Below are 19,627 nucleotides of genomic sequence, written 5' to 3'. Positions count from 1 at the left end.
CCTGACGTGGCCTTTTGGGTAAACCTGCTAGATCAGGGCTGCCAAGCCTTGGAGTTGGCTGCGGCCTTGAATTGGGCGCTGTGTTTAGGGGTGGCCGGGGGCTCGAAGTCGCCGAAAATACAGTACGAGCAATAGAGGCTCCCGAAGGAAGACACTTAAGGCGCGACGAAAAGAAAATCAGAATATCTGGAGACGGGTACGGAACTGGCGTTTTGAGTGAGGGCTTTGCAAATCGCAACAAAAAAGGGCCCACCTTTCGGTGAGCCCTTCTAGACCGCCCAGCAGAGCGGATTTTGTTTGGTAGGCGCGATTGGACTCGAACCAACGACCCCCACCATGTCAAGGTGGTGCTCTAACCAACTGAGCTACGTGCCTGCTGTGAGGCGGCATTCTACGGAATTCCCGAGGGGTGTCAACACCTTTTTTGCAGCTAAGCCTATGAATATGCGAATTTTTTATTTTTTATCAGCAGCGCTGCTTTTTCGAGTGGCTGGCAGGGCATTTTCAACTCAGGTAGGATCGGCGCACTCGTAAAAAATATAAAACAGAGGTTCCAGTATGGCGAACACCCCCTATCCCCAGTCGTATTACGCCGCGTCCGCCAATGCGGCTCCTCCGCGGCCAGTGCTGCAAGGTGAGGTTGAAACCGATGTGTGCGTGATCGGTGCTGGCTATACCGGGTTGTCGAGCGCGCTGTTTCTGCTGGAGAACGGCTTTCGCGTAACGGTACTGGAAGCCGCCAAAGTGGGTTTCGGTGCGTCCGGGCGCAATGGTGGCCAGATCGTCAACAGTTATAGCCGCGATATCGACGTGATCGAACGCAGCGTCGGCCCCCAGCAGGCGCAACTGCTGGGGCAAATGGCGTTCGAGGGCGGCAGGATCATCCGTGAGCGGGTTGCCAAGTACCAGATCCAGTGCGACTTGAAGGACGGCGGTGTATTCGCCGCGCTCAATAGCAAGCACATGGGCCATCTGGAGTCGCAGAAGCGCTTGTGGGAACGCTATGGCCATACCCAGTTGGAGCTGCTCGACGAGCGGCGCATCCGCGAGGTGGTGGCCTGCGAGAACTACGTGGGCGGCCTGCTGGACATGAGTGGCGGGCATATCCATCCGCTCAACCTGGCATTGGGTGAAGCGGCGGCAGTGGAGTCCCTGGGCGGCACCATCTACGAACAGTCCGCCGCCGTGCGTATCGAACGTGGCGCCAACCCTGTCGTCCACACGGCGCAAGGCAAGGTGAAGGCTAAATTCATCATCGTCGCCGGCAACGCCTACCTGGGCAACCTGGTGCCCGAGTTGGCGGCCAAATCAATGCCTTGCGGCACCCAAGTAATTACCACGGCGCCACTGGGTGATGAACTGGCCAACCGCCTGCTCCCCCAGGATTTCTGCGTCGAAGATTGCAACTACCTGCTCGACTACTACCGACTGACCAGCGACAAACGCCTGATCTTCGGCGGTGGCGTGGTGTATGGCGCGCGGGATCCAGCGAACATCGAAGCGATCATCCGGCCGAAGATGCTCAAGGCTTTTCCGCAATTGAAGGATGTAAAAATCGACTACGCCTGGACCGGCAACTTCCTACTGACCCTTTCGCGCCTGCCCCAGGTCGGTCGCATCGACGACAACATCTACTACTCCCAAGGCTGTAGCGGCCATGGCGTGACGTACACCCACCTGGCAGGCAAGGTACTGGCTGAAGCCCTCAGAGGCCAGGCAGAGCGTTTTGATGCGTTTGCCGACCTGCCGCACTACCCGTTCCCGGGCGGCCAACTGTTGCGCACGCCATTTGCGGCACTGGGCGCGTGGTACTACGGGCTGCGGGACAAGCTGGGTTTCTGATCAACAGCCTGTAGGAGCCGGCTTGCTGGCTCCTGCAGGTCGAATCATCAAATCGCAGACACAAAAAACCCCGGTCTTTCGACCAGGGTCTTTGCTATCGATCCAATCAAGCATAAAGCTTTTCTTGGCGCTCTCAGGGTGTTCAGTGGACCCTGGAACAGATATGGCGCAGCGGACGGGACTCGAACCCGCGACCCCCGGCGTGACAGGCCGGTATTCTAACCGACTGAACTACCGCTGCGTATCGCTCAGACTGCTGAAGTGTCACCTTCAACCGCCTTCAAACATCTGACTGAGCAGCCTTGGCTGTTCAATCTCAAATCCGAAACATCGGACCTGGAAAATATGGCGCAGCGGACGGGACTCGAACCCGCGACCCCCGGCGTGACAGGCCGGTATTCTAACCGACTGAACTACCGCTGCGCGTCGGTGCAACCTTTAACGTTGCGTCTTGCCCGAAGGCAAAACTCTCAAGAAGTGGTGGGTGATGACGGGATCGAACCGCCGACCCTCTGCTTGTAAGGCAGATGCTCTCCCAGCTGAGCTAATCACCCTTTGCTTCGTTGAGGCCGCGAAATTTACGCAGATGGCGGACCTAAGTCAAGAGCCTGCTTGAAGTTTTTCTGAAAAAGACAAAATAACGTCAAGCGCAGGACCCGCCCTACTCGCTGTAAATCATCTTCTTGCTCATCCCACCGTCCACCACGAACTCTTGCCCAGTGACGAACCCGGCGCTGCGCGACAGCAGCCACGCCACCATGGCTGCCACGTCCTCAACCGTGCCTACCCGGCCCGCAGGATGCTGCGCATGATCGGCGTCACTCAAAGGCTCTGCACGGCGCGCCGCGGGATCACGGGCGTCGATCCAGCCCGGGCTGACAGCGTTGACCCGCACCTCCGGCCCCAGGCTGATAGCCAGCGCGTGAGTCAGGGCCAACAGGCCACCCTTGCTCGCCGCGTAAGCCTCGGTATCCGCTTCCGACTGCCGCGCCCGGGTCGAGGCCAGGTTGACGATCGAACCACCATGGGCACGCAGATAGGGCGCACAGTGCTTGGCCAGCAGCATCGGCCCACTGAGGTTCACCGCCAGCACCCGATTCCAGTAAGCCAGGTCCAGGCTATCCAATGTGATATTGCGCGGATCGGCCACCGCGGCATTACACACCAGGGCATCCAGGCGCCCGAACTGACCAAGCACCTCAGCCACCCCAAGGGCCACCTGCTGCTCATCGGCCACGTCCATGGTGATAAACCAGGCGTTGTCGCCCAGCACCCTGGACACCTTGGCGCCCCGCTCGCGGTCCAGATCAGCCAACACCACCTGCCAGCCTTCGCTGACCAGCCAGGCCGCGATCCCCAGGCCGATACCGCGTGCCGCACCCGTCACCAACGCGACCCGGCCATTACTGACGCCAGCCGCCTCCAGGGACCACTCGATCACAAGGCAGCCAGCCCGCGAGCCAGGTCGGCCTGCAAGTCAGTCACGTCTTCCAGGCCAACGGCAACGCGGATCAGGCTGTCGCGGATACCCGCGGCTTCACGCTCCTGCGGTGCCAGGCGACCATGGGAAGTGGTGCTTGGATGGGTAATGGTGGTTTTGCTATCACCCAGGTTGGCGGTGATGGAGATCAGGCGTGTCGCATCGATAAAGCGCCACGCGCCCTCTTTGCCGCCCTTGACCTCGAAACTGACCACGGCCCCGAAGCCACGCTGCTGACGCTGAGCCAGCTCGTGTTGCGGGTGGCTCTTCAAGCCGGCGTAGTGGACTTTCTCGATGCCGTCCTGCTGCTCCAGCCACTCGGCCAGGGCCTGGGCATTGGCGCAATGGGCCTTCATCCGCAGGCTGAGGGTTTCCAGGCCCTTGAGGAAAATCCACGCATTGAACGGGCTCAGGGTCGGGCCAGCGGTGCGCAAGAAGCCCACCACTTCCTTCATCTGCTCGCCGCGGCCGGCCACCACGCCGCCCATGCAACGACCCTGGCCGTCGATGAACTTGGTGGCCGAATGCACCACGATATCTGCGCCGAGCTTCAGTGGCTGCTGCAGGGCTGGCGTACAGAAGCAGTTATCCACTACCAGCATCGCGCCCTTGGCATGCGCCACTTCGGCGAGAGCGGCGATGTCCACCAGCTCTGCCAGCGGGTTGGACGGCGACTCGACAAACAACAATTTGGTATTGGCCTTGATGGCCGCATTCCAGCCAGAAAGGTCCGCCAGCGGCACGTAGTCGACTTCAATGCCAAAGCGCTTGAAGTACTTTTCGAACAGGCTGATGGTCGAACCAAACACGCTGCGCGACACCAATACGTGATCACCGGCGCTGCACAGGCTCATCACCACGGCGAGGATCGCCGCCATGCCGGTAGCTGTGGCGACCGCCTGCTCTGCCCCTTCCAGCGCCGCGATGCGCTCTTCGAAGGCGCGCACCGTCGGGTTGGTATAGCGGGAGTAAACGTTACCCGGCACTTCGCCAGCAAAGCGCGCCGCCGCGTCCGCCGCGGTGCGGAACACGTAGCTGGAGGTGAAGAACATCGGGTCACCGTGTTCACCTTCCGGCGTGCGGTGCTGGCCGGCGCGCACAGCCAGGGTATCGAAAGCCACACCATCGAGGTCGCTGTCCAACCGACCGGCATCCCATTCCTGACTCATGCTGCCACTCCTTCACTCAAATTCTTTATTTAACATACAAAACCGGCCCCTCAGGGCCGGTAGTTACTCAGTTGTTGTACAGATCGATGATCGCGCTGACCGCCTGGGTCTTGATCTTCGAGGAGTCGTTACGCGCCTGCTCAATCTTGTTCAGGTACGCCTCGTCGACATCACCTGTCACGTACTTGCCATCGAAGACCGCGCAATCGAACTGCTCGATCTTGATCTTGCCGCCGCCAACCGCTTCGATCAGGTCAGGAAGGTCCTGGTAAATCAACCAATCGGCACCGATCAGGTCGGCTACATCCTGGGTCGAACGATTGTGCGCAATCAGTTCGTGGGCGCTCGGCATGTCGATACCGTACACGTTCGGGTACCGCACGGCAGGCGCGGCAGAACAGAAGTACACGTTCTTCGCCCCGGCTTCTCGGGCCATCTGGATGATCTGCTTGCACGTGGTGCCACGCACAATGGAGTCATCCACCAGCATCACGTTCTTGCCGCGGAATTCCAGCTCGATGGCATTGAGCTTCTGGCGTACCGACTTCTTGCGAGCCGCCTGGCCCGGCATGATGAAGGTGCGGCCGATGTAGCGGTTCTTGACGAAACCTTCGCGGAACTTGACGCCCAGGCGGGTAGCCAGCTCCAGCGCGGCGGTGCGGCTGGTGTCCGGGATCGGGATCACCACGTCGATGTCATGCTCAGGGCGTTCGCGCAGGATCTTCTCGGCGAGCTTCTCACCCATGCGCAGACGCGCCTTGTACACCGAAACACCATCAATGATCGAGTCCGGACGCGCCAGGTAGACGTGTTCGAAGATGCATGGGGTGAGTTTCGGGTTGATCGCGCACTGACGGGTATGCAGCTTGCCGTCTTCGGTGATGTACACCGCTTCGCCTGGCGCCAGGTCGCGCACCAGGGTAAAGCCCAGTACATCCAGGGATACGCTTTCGGAGGCGATCATGTACTCGACGCCTTCGTCGGTGTGACGCTGGCCGAACACGATAGGACGAATGCCGTGCGGGTCGCGGAAACCGACAATACCGTAGCCGGTGATCATTGCCACGACCGCGTAGCCGCCTACGCAGCGGTTATGCACATCAGTCACGGCAGCGAACACATCTTCTTCGGTCGGCTGCAACTTGCCGCGCTGGGCCAGTTCGTGGGCGAACACGTTGAGCAGCACTTCCGAGTCGGAGTTGGTGTTGACATGGCGCAGGTCAGATTCGTAAATCTCCTTGGCCAGTTGCTCAACGTTGGTCAGGTTGCCGTTGTGCGCCAAGGTAATGCCGTACGGCGAGTTGACGTAAAACGGTTGAGCTTCGGCCGAAGTCGAGCTACCGGCAGTCGGATAACGCACATGGCCAATGCCCATATGCCCGACCAGGCGCTGCATGTGACGCTGATGGAACACGTCACGTACCAGGCCATTGTCCTTGCGCAGGAATAACCGGCCGTCATGGCTGGTCACAATACCGGCAGCGTCCTGGCCGCGGTGCTGGAGGACGGTTAGCGCGTCATACAGCGCCTGATTGACGTTCGACTTACCGACGATACCGACGATGCCACACATGCGACGCAACCCCTACTTAATGAATCTTGACTGAACACTACTTACTGCGGCGCGTTGCCGGGCAAGAGATGTTCCTTGAACGGAAGATCAGCGGGTACGCTGATACCGCTGGCCAGCCACTGACTGCTCCACCCCAATATGAGGTTCTTGGACCAATCTGCAACCAATAGAAATTTTGGCACGAGACTCGACTCCTGCCACCATGCATCCTGCTGTACCGGACCCAGGCTCAACAGCCCGACCGCAACGACCACCAGCAACGCGCCACGCGCGGCACCGAAGGCCATGCCGAGAAATCGATCGGTCCCGGAGAGGCCGGTGACACGTATCAATTCGCCGATAAGATAATTGACCATTGCTCCCACCAGCAGCGTGGCGATGAACATGATGGCGCAGCCCGCGATGACGCGAGCCGAAGGTGTTTCGATATAACCGGCCAGATAAACGGCCAGGGATCCGCCGAACATCCAGGCGACGACTCCTGCAACGATCCAGGTCAGCAGCGACAATGCTTCTTTGACGAAGCCGCGGCTTAGACTGATCAATGCGGAGATGGCGATGATGGCTACGATCGCCCAATCAACCCAGGTAAATGGCACAGTGCAGCCTACAGACGGATAAGGCGGCGCATTTTAGCAGAGCGCTGGGCTATCGGTAAGCGGTGTTTGGCAGTCCATTGCAAATCAATGGGTTGTGGCAAGCCATGGCCATCTCAAGTCAGGCAAAAACCAATGTGGGAGCGGGCTTGCCCGCGATAGCGGCGTGCCAGTCAACTAAACTATCGACTGGTCCACCGTCATCGCGGGCAAGCCCGCTCCCACACAAGCCTGCATACACATTTGGATGTTTCAGCCGCGCTCTGGCTGGAAGCGCACCACAAAGCCCTTCAGGTTCTGCTGGCGACCCAGCAAGTCCCGCAGGCGGTCAGCCTCGGCACGCTCGATCAGCGGACCGACAAATACCCGATTCTTGCCATTGGCAGTTCGGATATACGCGTTATAACCCTGGCTGCGCAGGGTTTTCTGCAAGGCTTCGGCGCTTTCGCGATTGGACAGGCTGGCGAGTTGCACCGACCAACTGATCGGCAGGCCATTCGGATCAATACGGCTTTGCCCCACATCAGGCTTGCCCGGGGCTGCGGGCTGCGGTGCGACCGGTTTCGGCGCAGGAGCAGGTGCAGCCGGCTTGGCGGCAACCACAGGCGCAGGAGCAGGAGCAGGTTTTACCACCGGCACACTCGGCTGGATCGGCGCCGAAGGTGCTTGCTGTTCGGCAATTTCCGCATCGGTCGGCACCGGTTCTTCCTCGGGCAGCGCCTGCGGCTCAGGCACCACTACCGGCTCGACCTGGACCTGCGGCATCACCGGCGCCTGGGGCGCCGCCGGTGCTTCGACCGTAACCTGGCGCTGCTCGTCCTGGCGAGAAAACAGCATCGGCAGGAAAATCACCGCTAATGCCACCAGCACCAGGGCTCCGACCATTCGCTGCTTGTATGCGCTATCCAGTAATGCCATGTGCAGCTTCCTCCGTGGAGCGCCGGGCCAACCACTCAAGCGCCTCGGCAACACAATAAAATGATCCGAACAACAGAATCTCGTCCTCGGCCGTTGCCACCGCGCATTGAGCCTCCAATGCAGCGGTTACGCTTGCATGGGACGTCACCGTCGCGCCAAGGTTCTGCAACACCGCCTGCACATCATCCGCGGTACGGGTGCGCGGCGTATCCAGCGGGGCGACGGCCCAGGACTGCACACTGCCCAGCAAAGGCGCGACCACACCGTCCAGATCCTTGTCCGCCAGCAGGCCGAACACCGCCAGACGCCGACCCGCCGGCGCCTGGAGCGACAAACGACGCGCCAGGTACTGCGCAGCATGGGGGTTATGCCCGACATCCAGCAACAGGTTTAAGCGCTTGCCTTGCCACTCGAACGAGCGACGATCCAGGCGCCCGACCACCTGCGTACGCTGCAAGGTATCGGCAATCTGCCCGGCATTCCACGGCAGATCCAGCAACAGGTAGGCCTGCAGGGCGAGCGCGGCGTTTTCCATGGGCAGGTTCAGCAGCGGCAGGTCGTGCAGCTCGACACCCTGGCCCCGCGCATCGACCCCGTGCCACGACCAACGATCGCCTGCCACTTCCAGGCCGAAGTCCTGGCCCCGCAGGAAAAACGGGCAATCCAGCTCGCGCACCTTATCCAGCAAGGTATGGGGCGGGTCCACATCACCGCACAGCGCCGGCTTGCCCTGGCGGAAGATCCCGGCCTTTTCATAGGCCACGGATTCGCGGGTATCGCCCAGGTAGTCAGTATGATCCACGCCAATGCTGGTCACCAACGCGAGGTCGGCATCCACCACATTGACGGTATCCAGACGACCGCCCAGACCGACTTCCAGCACCACCGCATCCAGTTGCTCACGCTCGAACAGCCAGAACGCGGCCAGGGTGCCCATCTCGAAATAGGTCAGGGAGGTTTCGCCACGTCCGGCATCCAGCGCCGCAAAGGCTTCGCATAACTGCTCGTCAGTGGCTTCGACGCCATTGAGCTGCACACGCTCGTTGTAACGCAGCAGGTGCGGCGAGCTGTAGACGCCCACCTTCAAGCCCTGGGCCTGCAGCAACGCGGCGACGAAAGCGCAGGTAGACCCCTTGCCGTTGGTGCCAGTGACCGTGATCACCCGTGGCGCCGGCCGCCCCAACCCAAGGCGGGCCGCTACCTGTTGCGAGCGCTCCAGCCCCATGTCGATGGCTGACGGATGCAACTGCTCGAGGTAGGCGAGCCATTCGCCCAGGGTTCGTTGGGTCATAGGTTTGCAGGCACCGGCGGCACAACGATGGGCTCGACCTTAGGCGCGACGTACACCGGGGTCGGCAAACCCATCATCTGTGCCAGCAGGTTGCCCAGGCGCGGACGCAGTTCGGAACGGGCAATGATCATGTCGATGGCGCCGTGCTCCAGCAGGAACTCGCTGCGCTGGAAGCCTTCCGGCAGTTTTTCACGTACGGTCTGCTCGATCACGCGTGGGCCGGCAAAGCCGATCAGCGCCTTGGGCTCGCCGACAATCACGTCGCCCAGCATCGCCAGGCTGGCGGAAACGCCGCCGTAGACCGGGTCGGTCAGGACCGAGATGAACGGGATGCCTTCTTCACGCAGACGCGCCAGTACCGCAGAGGTCTTGGCCATTTGCATCAGCGAAATCAGCGCTTCCTGCATCCGCGCACCACCGGAGGCGGCGAAGCAGATCATCGGGCAACGGTTTTCCAGGGCGTAGTTGGCGGCGCGTACAAAACGCTCACCGACAATGGCGCCCATCGAGCCACCCATGAAGGAGAACTCAAACGCCGACACCACCACTGGCATGCCCAGCAGCTTGCCGCTGACGGAGATCAGCGCGTCTTTCTCGCCCGTCTGCTTTTGCGCAGCGGTCAGGCGGTCCTTGTACTTCTTGCCGTCGCGGAACTTGAGGCGGTCCACCGGCTCCAGGTCAGCGCCCAGCTCGGCACGGCCATCGGCGTCGAGGAAAATGTCGATACGGGCGCGGGCGCCGATACGCATGTGGTGATTGCACTTGGGGCAAACGTCCAGGGTCTTTTCCAGCTCCGGGCGGTACAACACCGCGTCGCAGGAGGGGCACTTGTGCCACAGACCTTCAGGGACCGAGCTTTTCTTCACCTCGGAACGCATGATCGAGGGGATCAGTTTGTCTACTAACCAGTTGCTCATGCTTTCTTTCTCCAGTACCGGTGGCTTGAACACAGCCCCGCGTATGCCCTTGAGCTAAATTCATTGATGTGGCGATAACAACTGCAGGACGGGGTCAGACGTTCGACCAGCCATTTCCTGCACCTGCCCTCAGCCTTCCAGACAACCCGCCAGTGCGTGGTTGCCACTTCATTGGCGCCGCCCGAGGGCAACGCCGGCCTGTTTTACACAGTGGTAGTTACTGACGGCGGCAGACTGCCAGCCGTCACATCGCGCCACTGCTGCTGCGCACTGCCTGCATGAATGCGTGAATCTTGCCAGAGTCCTTGATGCCCTTGGCCTGCTCCACCCCGCCACTGACGTCGACGGCATACGGGCGAACCTGAGCAATGGCCTGCGCCACATTGTCAGCGCACAAGCCACCCGCCAGGATGATCGGCTTGCTCAAGCCCTGTGGGATCAGCGACCAATCGAAGGCCTCGCCGGTACCGCCAGGAATGCCCTCGACATAGGCATCGAGCAAAATCCCGCTGGCCCCGGCGTAGGCGGCACAACTGGCGGCGATATCGTCCCCGGCCTTGACCCGCAGCGCCTTGATATACGGGCGATGGTAGCCGGCGCACTCCTCCGGGGTTTCGTCGCCATGGAACTGCAACAGGTCCAGGGGCACCGCATCCAGGGTTTCATTGAGCTCGCAGGCGCTGGCGTTGACGAACAGCCCCACAGTGGTCACGAACGGCGGCAAGCCGGCAATGATCGCCCGGGCCTGCTGCACCGTTACCGCCCGCGGGCTCTTGGCATAAAACACAAAGCCAATGGCGTCAGCCCCCGCCTCGACTGCCGCCAGCGCGTCTTCCATGCGGGTAATCCCGCAAATCTTGCTGCGAACGCCTGACATATCGTCGGAACCTCAGGGGGCTGTCCAGGAAAGTCCCGGATGGTAACAAATGCTTTTCCGGGCGTCAGCCGCCAAGTTCAGTGAAACCAGTGAGGAAGTGTGGCCCGATGAAACGCTGCGGCAGCTCGAACTCGTCGCGGTACTCCACCTCCACCAGGTACAGGCCGAACGGGTGCGCCGTAACCCCGCCGGTACGCCGCACCCGGCTCTCCAGCACCTCCCTGGCCCACTCCACCGGGCGCTCGCCGGTGCCGATGGTCATCAGCACCCCGGCGATATTGCGCACCATATGGTGCAGGAACGCCCCGGCGCGGATATCCAGGACAATCATCTTGCCGTGACGGGTCACCCGCAGGTGGTGGACTTCCTTGATCGGCGACTTGGCCTGGCACTGGCCGGCGCGAAAGGCGCTGAAATCGTGGATCCCCACCAGATGCTGGGCCGCTTCAGCCATGCGCTCGGCGTCCAGCGGACGGTGGTTCCAGGTGATTTCTTCGTTCAAGTGCGCCGGACGGATCTGATCGTTGTAGATCACATAGCGGTAACGCCGGGCAATCGCCTTGAACCGCGCATGGAAGTGCGCCGGCATAACCTTGGCCCAGCTGACGCTGACATCGTGGGGCAGATTGATATTGGCGCCCATGACCCACGCCTTCATCGAACGCTCGGCCTGGGTGTCAAAATGCACCACTTGCCCGCAGGCATGTACGCCCGCGTCGGTGCGCCCGGCGCACATCAATGAAACCGGCGAGTCGGCGACCTTCGACAGGGCCTTCTCCAGGGTTTCCTGCACGGTCGGCACGCCAGAGGCCTGGCGCTGCCAGCCGCGATAGCGCGAGCCTTTGTATTCCACGCCCAGGGCGATTCTGAAAAAGCCGGCGGCCGCCATTTCGGCGGCCGCGTTATCTATATTTGCCAAGAGCTGAGAGCCTGATAGTTGCGCAAAGGCGGCCATTATAAAGTGCCAGGCCTGGGCCTGGGGCATTTTGTGGGCGCTGGCTTGCCTGCGATAGCCGCGCCTCGTTTTTACTGACGGACCGAGTCGCCTCTATCGCGAGCAAGCCCGACTCCCCCATTTAAATGCAAAACGGCGACCCGAAGGCCGCCGCTGCGTTAATTGCCGGTAATCACACCAGGCGGCTGAGCATTTCCTTGGCTTCGCTACGCTGGCCGTCGTCACCCTCAGTGAGGACTTCGGCCAGGATGTCACGCGCACCGCCCTCATCGCCCATGTCGATGTAGGCCTGGGCCAGGTCGAGTTTGGTGGCGACTTCGTCGGTACCCGACAGGAAGTCGAATTCCGGCTCATCGTCGCCCTTTGCCGCATCTTCAGCGGTGAAGCTCGGTTCGATCGACGGGCTTTCCAGGCTCTGCGACAGACGTTCCAGCTCGGCGTTGACGTCGTCAAGCTCCGAGGCGAATGCGTCCGGCTTGCTCGATGATGCAGGCTCGTCGGCCAGGGACAGGTCGAAGTCTTCCGGCAGGTCAAAGTCATCCAGCGCAGCTGGCGTCAGGGTGGGCGGCTCGACCGGCGGCAGGTCCTTCATCTCTTCTTCCAGGCCCGAGAGGAAGTCATCGTCGGACTGGGAGGCTGGCGCATCCAGCTGCAAGTCGAGGTCAAAGTCGGACAGATCGTCCGGGCTGGCCTTGGCCTCGGTTTGCTGCTGCAGCACCGACTCAAAGCTCAGGTCATCGACCTCGGGCTCCGGCGCGACCACTGCCGGCGACGCGGCTTCCAGGTCATCCAGGCTCAGGTCGAAATCATTGTCGAAAGCATCGGTTTCAGGCGCGGGAGCAGGCGCCGGCTCTTCCTGGAGCAGATCCTTGACGTACTGCGCATCAAGCGCGGCGGCGGCGACCGCAGCACTGACGCCCGCCGCGAGCACGGCCATGGCCGGGTAGCGATTTTTCAACAGCTCGACCTGGGCGTGGTTCTCGCCATTGGCGACCAACTGGCGCTCCTGGGTCACGAAACCGTCCTTGTCGCCCTGCTGGCCGTAGACTTCCAGGAGCTTGAGGCGCAGGTCACTGCGCGCGGGCTCCAGCTTGATCGCCTCTTCCAGCACGGCCGCCGCCTGGTTCAAGTGACCACGGTCCAGATGGGACTGGGCCTGGGCCAGGGCATCGGAGGAACCGGGTTCGATGATCAGTTTGCTTGGCGGCGCCATGCTGGTCGCCGGGGCAGACACTGGCACCGGCGCCACGGCAACCGGAGCTGGAGCTGGAGCTGGAGCCAGCTTGACGCTTGCCGCCGGGACTTCAAGGCCCTCGAAACTGTCCAGAGACAGGTCCTGCTCAATATTCGAGGAAAATTCCGGCTCTTCGGCCAGCGCCCGCGCCATGCGCAGGTGTTTTTCCTCTTCCAGGCGCGCATTGCGATGGCGCGCCCATAGCAGCAGGAGCAACAACACCAGGAGGCCGGCGGCACCACCGATCACCCCGAGGACGATAGGGTTGGTCAGCAGGTCATTGAACTTGCCTTCGGTGCTGGCCACTGGCGCAGGCTCAGCCGGGGTTTCCACTGGCGCGACCACCGGCGCTTCGGCAGCCGGAGCAGGGGCAGCAGGCGCGGTCGGCGCCGCAGCCAGTTCGGCAGGGATTACAGCCGGCTGCGCCGGGGCACCGCCTTCAGCCTGCAACTTGGCCAGTTGGTTGTTTTTCAGCTCAATCAGCCGCTGCAGCTTGTCCAACTGACTTTGCAGGTCAGTCATGCGGCTTTTCAGTTCTTCATTTTCACGGCGGGTCGAATCCAGGCTTTCCTGGGTCACCGCCAGCTTGTTGTTCAAAGCCTTGCTATCACCCGCCGCGCCCTTGACGCCCGCCTTGGCGGCTTCGGCCGAGACCAGGCTCAGGTTGTCCTTCGCTGCCGTCTGCGACGGCGCTGCGCCGGCCTGGGTGCGTTTGGTCGCATCCAGTTGCTGGCGCCCCGCTGCCTGATTGTTAGCGCCACGGCGCCCCTGGCGCCAGGCCGCATTCTGCGCGGTCACTTCGGCGATCGCCTCGGGCTGCGGCAGACTGGTGCTTTGTACCGGGTCCGGCATGCGCAATACCTGGCCGGTCTTCATGCGGTTGATGTTGCCGTCGACAAAGGCTCCCGGGTTCAACGCCTGGATCGCCAGCATGGTCTGCTGGATCGAGCCGCCATTGCGATTTTTTGCGGCGATTTCCCACAGGGTGTCGCGGGAAGTCGTGGTGTATTCTGCCGCCTTGGTCACACTGGCAGCAGCAGGCGGCGCAAGACGGGGTGCCGGGGCGCTGGCCTCAGGGGCTTTTTGCTCGAACTTGGCCGGGTCCAGCAAGACGCTGTAGTCACGCATCAACCGACCATTCGGCCATTGCACCTGCAACAGGAAGCGTACATAGGAATCAGGCAATGGCTTGCTCGAGGTGACACGAACCACGCTGCGACCGCTCGGGTTGAGCACCGGGGTAAAGGTCAGCTCATCGAGGAACGCCTGGCGATCGACCCCCGCATCCACAAAGGCCTGGGAAGACGCGAGGCTGGGCACGATATCGGAGGCCGTCAGCCCGCCCACGTCGAGCAGCTCGATCTCCACCGACAGAGGCTGGTTCAACTTCGACTTGAGGGTCATCTCCCCAAGTTGCAGCGCTTGCGCCATACCGGAGGACAGCGCCGAGGCGGCCGCTATTGCTAACACCAGTTTGCGAACTTGAACCATAGCCTCATCCTTTGTTTGAACACTCCTCGGCCGGCGAGAAGGTTGGGTACCGCTGCCATTCGGCATGGCGAGCCGATAGTTCACCGACGCGCAACTTTTCCTGCATGGGGCCAAGCATAGCGCTTGGCTAGAATCAATCTACAAATTGCCGCCAAGTATCTTTTACACAAGGTGTTTTATCAACAACTGTGCCAGTTGCACGGCGTTAAGCGCCGCGCCTTTGCGTACGTTATCTGACGTCAGCCACAAGTTTAGTTCCGCCGGGTCGTTGATGCCGGCACGCACCCGCCCCACGTAGACCACGTCCTGACCGACCGCATCCCCAACGGCTGTAGGGTAATCGCCCTCTTCCACCAGTTCGATGCCCGGCGCCGCTTCCAACGCGCGATTCACTGCGCCCAGGTCCACAGCGCCCGCCAGTTGCAGGGACACGCTCAGGCTATCGCCAAAAAACACCGGAGCTTGAACGCAGGTCGCGGAAATTTTCAGTAACGGTAGTTCAAGCAGGGCGCGCAGTTCGTGGACCAGGCGCTTTTCCAGGGCAGTGTGGCCCTGCGCATCCGGCGTGCCGACCTGGGCCAACAGGTTGAAAGCCATCTGCCGGTCAAAGAATTTGGGTTCCAGGGGCCGTACATTCAGCAGCTCGGCGGTTTGCCGGGCCAGTTCGCTGACGGCTTCACGGCCCTGGGCGGACACCGCCAGGTTAGCGGTGACGCTGACGCGCTGGATATCCAACAGCCCCCGCAGCGGCGCGAGGACCACTGCCAGATGGGTGGCGCAAGGACTTGGGCTACCGAGCTGGAATGGTTTTTTCAAACCGTCCAGCATCTGGGCATTGGCCTCCGGCACCACCTGGGGCGCCTGTTCGGCCGGCAAGGCGCCGGACAGGTCGATCAACGAGCAACCCGCCGCAGTGGCGCGGGGGGCGAAACTCAAGGTGACCGCCGGGCCTGCGGCGAAGAAAGCCAGTTGCACCTTGCTGAAATCAAATTCATCGACTTCCCGCACCCGCACATTTTTGCCGCGAAACGGCACCGACGCGCCGGCCGACTCGCTACTGGCCAGCAGGTGCAAGGTGCCTACCGGGAAGTCCAGCTCTTCGAGGATCTGCACCAGGGTTTCGCCAACCGTACCGGTGGCGCCGATCACGGCGATATCAAAGGTCTGGGTCATGGAGGCTGCCTCGGGCATTGCGGGGGGAGCGGCACTTTACCGGGTGGTGGGGAGTGAGGCAATTGGCCTGGGGTTTGTGGTGTGGCGCAGGCCGTCATCGCGGGCAAGCCCGCTCCCACATTTCGATCTGTGAACGCATTCAAGTGTGGGAGCGGGCTTGCCCGCGATGACGGCCCCAGGCGCAACAAAAAACCCGCGCCTGTCACCAGAACGCGGGTTTCTTCAACACCACAAAGCGATCAACGCTCCAGCAGGATCCGCAACATCCGGCGCAGCGGCTCGGCCGCGCCCCACAGCAGCTGGTCACCTACAGTGAAGGCGCCCAGGTACTGGGTGCCCATGTTCAGCTTGCGCAGACGGCCCACCGGTACATTCAGGGTGCCGGTGACCTTGGTCGGGCTCAGCTCCTGCATGCTGATTTCGCGGCTGTTCGGCACCAGCTTGACCCATGGGTTGTGCTGGCTGATCAGCCCTTCGATGTCGGCGATCGGCACGTCTTTGTTGAGCTTGATGGTCAGCGCCTGGCTATGGCAGCGCATGGCGCCGATCCGCACACAGATACCGTCCACCGGGATCGGGTTCTTGAAGCGCCCGAGGATCTTGTTGGTCTCGGCCTGGGCCTTCCACTCTTCGCGGCTCTGGCCGTTCGGCAGTTCCTTGTCGATCCACGGGATCAGGCTGCCGGCCAAGGGCACGCCGAAGTTCTCGGTCGGGTAGGCGTCGCTGCGCATGGCCTCGGCCACACGGCGGTCGATATCGAGGATCGCGCTGGCCGGGTCGGCCAGTTGATCGGCGACGGCCGCGTGGGTCGCGCCCATCTGCTTGATCAGCTCACGCATGTTCTGCGCGCCGGCACCGGAGGCCGCCTGATAGGTCATGGCGCTCATCCACTCCACCAGCCCGGCTTCGAACAGGCCACCCAGGCCCATCAGCATCAGGCTGACGGTGCAGTTGCCGCCGACATAGTTCTTGGTGCCGGCGTCGAGCTGCTGGTCGATGACCTTGCGGTTGACCGGGTCGAGGATGATCACCGCGTCGTCCTGCATACGCAGGCTGGACGCGGCGTCGATCCAGTAGCCCTGCCAGCCGGCTTCGCGCAGCTTGGGGAAGACTTCACTGGTGTAGTCGCCACCCTGGCAGGTCAGAATGACGTCGAGGGTCTTCAGCTCTTCAATGTTGTAGGCGTCCTTGAGCGGGGCGATATCCTTGCCCACGGACGGCCCTTGGCCACCGACATTCGAAGTGGTGAAAAACACCGGCTCAATAAGATCGAAATCCTGCTCTTCCAGCATCCGCTGCATGAGCACGGAACCGACCATACCGCGCCAACCGATCAGACCTACACGTTTCATCGCAACTACACCTTGTTAAAAAGTGGGCCGCCTTGCAGCAACAACTGCAAGCGGGCCAGAGAGATTACAGATTCCGCAGCGCGGCGACTACTGCGTCGCCCATTTCCTGCGTCCCGACCTTGGTGCAACCCTGTGACCAGATGTCGCCGGTACGCAGGCCCTGGTCCAGCACCAGGCTCACCGCCTGCTCGATGGCATCCGCCGCTGCGCTCAGGTTGAAGCTGTAGCGCAACATCATCGACACCGACAAAATGGTCGCCAACGGGTTGGCAATGCCCTGGCCCGCGATGTCCGGCGCCGAACCGTGGCACGGCTCGTACATGCCCTTGTTGTTGGTGTCCAGGGACGCCGACGGCAGCATGCCGATGGAACCGGTGAGCATCGAAGCCTGGTCGGACAGGATGTCGCCAAACAGGTTGTCGGTGACGATCACGTCGAACTGCTTGGGCGCACGCACCAGTTGCATGGCGGCGTTATCCACATACATGTGGCTCAGCTCGACGTCCGGGTAATCCTTGGCCACTTCTTCGACGATTTCGCGCCACAGTTGGCTGGACGCCAGGACGTTGGCCTTGTCCACCGAGCAGACCTTCTTGCCACGCACACGGGCCATGTCGAAACCGACACGGGCGATGCGGCGGATTTCGCTCTCGCTGTACGGCAGGGTGTCGTAGGCCTGGCGCTCGCCATTCTCCAGCTCACGCACGCCCCGTGGCGAGCCGAAGTAGATGCCACCGGTCAGCTCACGCACGATCAGGATATCCAGGCCTGCCACCACTTCCGGCTTGAGGCTCGACGCGTCGGCCAGTTGCGGATAGAGGATCGCCGGGCGCAGGTTACCGAACAGGCCCAGTTGCGCACGGATCTTCAGCAGGCCGCGTTCTGGGCGGATGTCGCGTTCGATCTTGTCCCATTTCGGCCCGCCCACGGCGCCGAGTAGCACGGCGTCGGCAGCTCGGGCGCGGTCGAGGGTTTCATCGGCCAGGGGCACGCCGTGCTTGTCGATAGCGGCGCCGCCGATCACGTCGTGGCTCAATTCAAAGCCCAGGCTGTACTTGCTGTTGGCCAATTCCAGGACCTTGACCGCTTCGGCCATGATTTCCGGGCCAATACCGTCGCCAGGGAGAATCAGAATCTGCTTGCTCATGAGTTCCTCATTTCATCAAGCGACCCGCCCGTGGGCAGGTCGGGAAAAATTAATCAGCGCTCAGCGAACACCACCAGCACGTCGGTGCTGAAGGTGCCGTCGGCTTGAATTTCATAGTAATCGCGCACTTCCTGGCCCATCGCCTGCTGCAACGCCAAGATTGCTGCGCGCAACACGGGCGGGGTGCGCATGCGTTCGACCCACGAGGTGTATTCCAGGCGCAGGCGCTGGCGACTGCTGTTGCGCACATGCAGGCCGGCTTCGTTGAGCTGGCGCATCCACTCGCCGGCGCAATAATCGCGCACGTGGCTGGTGTCGCGCAGCACTTCGACGGTTTGCAGGTAAGTGTCCAACAGCGGGCTGCCCGGTGACAAGACATCGACAAACGCCGCCACGCCGCCCGGCTTGAGCACCCGGCGCACTTCGCGCAGGGCCAGGCCGAGGTCGCTCCAGTGATGGGCCGAGTAGCGGCTGAACACGAAGTCGAACTCGCCATCGGCGAATGGCAGGCGCTCGGCGGTGCCATGCAGGGTGCGGATGTTGTCCAGGCCGCGCTCCACTGCCGCCGCGGCGACCACGTCGAGCATCTGCTGGGACAGGTCGTAGGCCACCACTTCCTTGACCAGCGGCGCTACATGGAAACTCACGTGACCGGCGCCACAGCCCAGGTCCAGCAGGCGTGCCGCGCCCTGCCCGGCCAGTTCGGCCTGCAGCAGTGCGAACTCGGTGCCCTGGGCGTGCACGGCACTGCTCAGGTAGGCCGAGGCCTGTTCGCCGAATTGCTTTTGCACGACTTGGGTGTGGGCGGTGCTGGTCATGGTGATGTTCCTGGCTTTTGTGGTGTTCATACAGGCCCTTTCGCGAGCAAGCCCGCTCCCACATTTGAGCGCATTTCAACTGAAGGAACTCGGTCGAATGTGGGAGCGGGCTTGCTCGCCAAGGGGCCAGTCCAGCCTACATAGAATTACGCATCACGAAACAACCAAGGCTGGCTGGCCCGGTGCTTGGCTTCAAACGCGGCAATCGCCTCGCCGTCCTGCAAGGTCAGGCCGATATCGTCCAGGCCATTGATCAGGCAGTGTTTGCGGAAGGCATCCACTTCAAAGTGGTACACCTTGCCATCCGGACGGGTCACGGTCTGTGCGGCGAGGTCGACGGTCAACTGGTAGCCGACATTGGCTTCCACTTGCTGGAACAACTCGTCCACTTCGGCATCGCTCAAGATGATCGGCAGCAAGCCGTTCTTGAAGCTGTTGTTGAAGAAGATGTCGGCGTAGCTCGGCGCAATAATGCTGCGAAAGCCATATTCTTCCAGGGCCCACGGCGCGTGTTCACGGCTGGAGCCGCAACCGAAGTTTTCCCGGGCCAACAACACGCTGGCGCCCTGATAGCGCTCGGCGTTGAGCACAAAATCCTTGTTCAACGGGCGCTTGGAGTTGTCCTGGTAGGCGTAGCCCACGTCCAGGTAGCGCCACTCATCGAACAGGTTCGGGCCGAAACCGGTGCGCTTGATCGACTTCAAGAACTGCTTGGGGATGATCTGGTCGGTGTCCACGTTGGCACGGTCCAACGGCGCGACAAGACCGGTGTGTTGGGTAAAAGCTCTCATCGG

The 19,627-nt window shown here is 61.9% G+C and carries 16 protein-coding genes and 4 tRNA genes; 1 reads left to right on the top strand and 19 read right to left on the bottom strand.

The annotated features are described in order from the left end of the window. Positions 1–298 precede the first annotated feature (298 nt). Positions 299–375: transfer RNA gene (locus PSFL_RS21235), tRNA-Val, on the bottom strand. 183 nt (positions 376–558) lie between these two features. Here PSFL_RS21235 and PSFL_RS21230 point away from each other — a divergent pair. Continuing rightward, complete coding sequence (locus tag PSFL_RS21230; protein ID WP_397470451.1) at positions 559–1,842, top strand: NAD(P)/FAD-dependent oxidoreductase; 1,284 nt, start codon at positions 559–561, stop codon at positions 1,840–1,842. A gap of 164 nt (positions 1,843–2,006) precedes the next feature. Here PSFL_RS21230 and PSFL_RS21225 read toward each other — a convergent pair. The 18 genes from PSFL_RS21225 to leuD form a co-directional block, all read right to left on the bottom strand. Then, positions 2,007–2,083: transfer RNA gene (locus tag PSFL_RS21225), tRNA-Asp, on the bottom strand. 105 nt (positions 2,084–2,188) lie between these two features. Further along, positions 2,189–2,265, bottom strand: a tRNA-Asp gene (locus tag PSFL_RS21220). A 55-nt stretch (positions 2,266–2,320) separates the two neighbouring features. Then, positions 2,321–2,396 (bottom strand) — tRNA-Val (locus PSFL_RS21215). A 107-nt stretch (positions 2,397–2,503) separates the two neighbouring features. Further along, positions 2,504–3,268 (bottom strand): SDR family oxidoreductase, encoded by a 765-nt coding sequence (locus PSFL_RS21210; protein WP_115129422.1) that lies wholly within the window; start codon positions 3,266–3,268, stop codon positions 2,504–2,506. An 11-nt stretch (positions 3,269–3,279) separates the two neighbouring features. After that, positions 3,280–4,491 (bottom strand): O-succinylhomoserine sulfhydrylase, encoded by a 1,212-nt coding sequence (locus tag PSFL_RS21205; protein ID WP_057438615.1) that lies wholly within the window; start codon positions 4,489–4,491, stop codon positions 3,280–3,282. Between the two features lie 67 nt (positions 4,492–4,558). After that, on the bottom strand, positions 4,559–6,064 hold the full coding sequence (gene purF / locus PSFL_RS21200; protein WP_057438614.1) for an amidophosphoribosyltransferase: 1,506 nt from the start codon (positions 6,062–6,064) through the stop codon (positions 4,559–4,561). Positions 6,065–6,105: 41 nt separating this feature from the next. Then, positions 6,106–6,663: a CvpA family protein gene (locus tag PSFL_RS21195; protein WP_057438613.1), complete on the bottom strand. Its 558-nt coding sequence runs from the start codon at positions 6,661–6,663 to the stop codon at positions 6,106–6,108. Positions 6,664–6,912: 249 nt separating this feature from the next. Continuing rightward, positions 6,913–7,578 carry an SPOR domain-containing protein gene (locus tag PSFL_RS21190; RefSeq protein ID WP_057438612.1) on the bottom strand — a complete coding sequence of 222 codons (666 nt, stop codon included), beginning with the start codon at positions 7,576–7,578 and terminating at the stop codon, positions 6,913–6,915. Beyond that, entirely contained in the window at positions 7,562–8,869 is a 1,308-nt protein-coding gene (gene folC, locus PSFL_RS21185; protein ID WP_397470450.1) for a bifunctional tetrahydrofolate synthase/dihydrofolate synthase, read from the bottom strand. Before folC ends, PSFL_RS21190 begins: the two co-directional genes overlap by 17 nt. Beyond that, on the bottom strand, positions 8,866–9,786 hold the full coding sequence (gene accD / locus PSFL_RS21180) for an acetyl-CoA carboxylase, carboxyltransferase subunit beta (protein WP_038442050.1): 921 nt from the start codon (positions 9,784–9,786) through the stop codon (positions 8,866–8,868). The genes folC and accD overlap by 4 nt, the downstream gene beginning before the upstream one ends. 244 nt (positions 9,787–10,030) lie before the next feature. Further along, a complete protein-coding gene (locus tag PSFL_RS21175) occupies positions 10,031–10,663 on the bottom strand; it encodes a phosphoribosylanthranilate isomerase (RefSeq protein ID WP_057438610.1) in 633 nt (210 codons plus the stop codon). Positions 10,664–10,727: 64 nt separating this feature from the next. Next, positions 10,728–11,552 (bottom strand): tRNA pseudouridine(38-40) synthase TruA, encoded by an 825-nt coding sequence (gene truA, locus PSFL_RS21170; RefSeq protein ID WP_057438609.1) that lies wholly within the window; start codon positions 11,550–11,552, stop codon positions 10,728–10,730. Between the two features lie 238 nt (positions 11,553–11,790). Next, a complete protein-coding gene (locus tag PSFL_RS21165; RefSeq protein WP_397470449.1) occupies positions 11,791–14,343 on the bottom strand; it encodes a FimV/HubP family polar landmark protein in 2,553 nt (850 codons plus the stop codon). A gap of 162 nt (positions 14,344–14,505) precedes the next feature. After that, positions 14,506–15,516 (bottom strand): aspartate-semialdehyde dehydrogenase, encoded by a 1,011-nt coding sequence (locus tag PSFL_RS21160; RefSeq protein WP_397470448.1) that lies wholly within the window; start codon positions 15,514–15,516, stop codon positions 14,506–14,508. 239 nt (positions 15,517–15,755) lie between these two features. Then, positions 15,756–16,868, bottom strand: coding sequence for an aspartate-semialdehyde dehydrogenase (asd, locus tag PSFL_RS21155; protein WP_057444111.1), 1,113 nt, complete (start codon positions 16,866–16,868; stop codon positions 15,756–15,758). 64 nt (positions 16,869–16,932) lie between these two features. Further along, positions 16,933–18,015, bottom strand: coding sequence for a 3-isopropylmalate dehydrogenase (leuB, locus tag PSFL_RS21150; protein ID WP_057438607.1), 1,083 nt, complete (start codon positions 18,013–18,015; stop codon positions 16,933–16,935). A gap of 53 nt (positions 18,016–18,068) precedes the next feature. After that, positions 18,069–18,833: a class I SAM-dependent methyltransferase gene (locus PSFL_RS21145; protein WP_198792583.1), complete on the bottom strand. Its 765-nt coding sequence runs from the start codon at positions 18,831–18,833 to the stop codon at positions 18,069–18,071. Between the two features lie 146 nt (positions 18,834–18,979). Further along, entirely contained in the window at positions 18,980–19,624 is a 645-nt protein-coding gene (gene leuD / locus PSFL_RS21140; RefSeq protein ID WP_057438605.1) for a 3-isopropylmalate dehydratase small subunit, read from the bottom strand. Between the last annotated feature and the right edge of the window lie 3 nt (positions 19,625–19,627).

It is taken from the genome of Pseudomonas sp. DD1 (genome assembly GCF_044510355.1).
GTDB classification, from domain to species: domain Bacteria; phylum Pseudomonadota; class Gammaproteobacteria; order Pseudomonadales; family Pseudomonadaceae; genus Aquipseudomonas; species Aquipseudomonas shahriarae.
The sequence above is the reverse complement of the archived record's forward strand: the minus strand, read 5'-3'. Positions and strand labels throughout refer to the sequence as shown.

Excerpts from the sequence above, each read along its gene's own strand:
- PSFL_RS21230 (WP_397470451.1), top strand. The coding sequence starts at position 559 with ATGGCGAACACCCCCTATCCCCAGTCGTATTACGCCGCGTCCGCCAAT.
- PSFL_RS21205 (WP_057438615.1), bottom strand. The coding sequence starts at position 4,491 with ATGAGTCAGGAATGGGATGCCGGTCGGTTGGACAGCGACCTCGATGGT.
- purF (WP_057438614.1), bottom strand. The coding sequence starts at position 6,064 with ATGTGTGGCATCGTCGGTATCGTCGGTAAGTCGAACGTCAATCAGGCG.
- PSFL_RS21190 (WP_057438612.1), bottom strand. The coding sequence starts at position 7,578 with ATGGCATTACTGGATAGCGCATACAAGCAGCGAATGGTCGGAGCCCTG.
- folC (WP_397470450.1), bottom strand. The coding sequence starts at position 8,869 with ATGACCCAACGAACCCTGGGCGAATGGCTCGCCTACCTCGAGCAGTTG.
- accD (WP_038442050.1), bottom strand. The coding sequence starts at position 9,786 with ATGAGCAACTGGTTAGTAGACAAACTGATCCCCTCGATCATGCGTTCC.
- PSFL_RS21175 (WP_057438610.1), bottom strand. The coding sequence starts at position 10,663 with ATGTCAGGCGTTCGCAGCAAGATTTGCGGGATTACCCGCATGGAAGAC.
- truA (WP_057438609.1), bottom strand. The coding sequence starts at position 11,552 with ATGGCGGCCGCCGGCTTTTTCAGAATCGCCCTGGGCGTGGAATACAAA.
- PSFL_RS21165 (WP_397470449.1), bottom strand. The coding sequence starts at position 14,343 with ATGGTTCAAGTTCGCAAACTGGTGTTAGCAATAGCGGCCGCCTCGGCG.
- PSFL_RS21160 (WP_397470448.1), bottom strand. The coding sequence starts at position 15,516 with ATGACCCAGACCTTTGATATCGCCGTGATCGGCGCCACCGGTACGGTT.
- asd (WP_057444111.1), bottom strand. The coding sequence starts at position 16,868 with ATGAAACGTGTAGGTCTGATCGGTTGGCGCGGTATGGTCGGTTCCGTG.
- leuB (WP_057438607.1), bottom strand. The coding sequence starts at position 18,015 with ATGAGCAAGCAGATTCTGATTCTCCCTGGCGACGGTATTGGCCCGGAA.
- PSFL_RS21145 (WP_198792583.1), bottom strand. The coding sequence starts at position 18,833 with ATGACCAGCACCGCCCACACCCAAGTCGTGCAAAAGCAATTCGGCGAA.
- leuD (WP_057438605.1), bottom strand. The coding sequence starts at position 19,624 with ATGAGAGCTTTTACCCAACACACCGGTCTTGTCGCGCCGTTGGACCGT.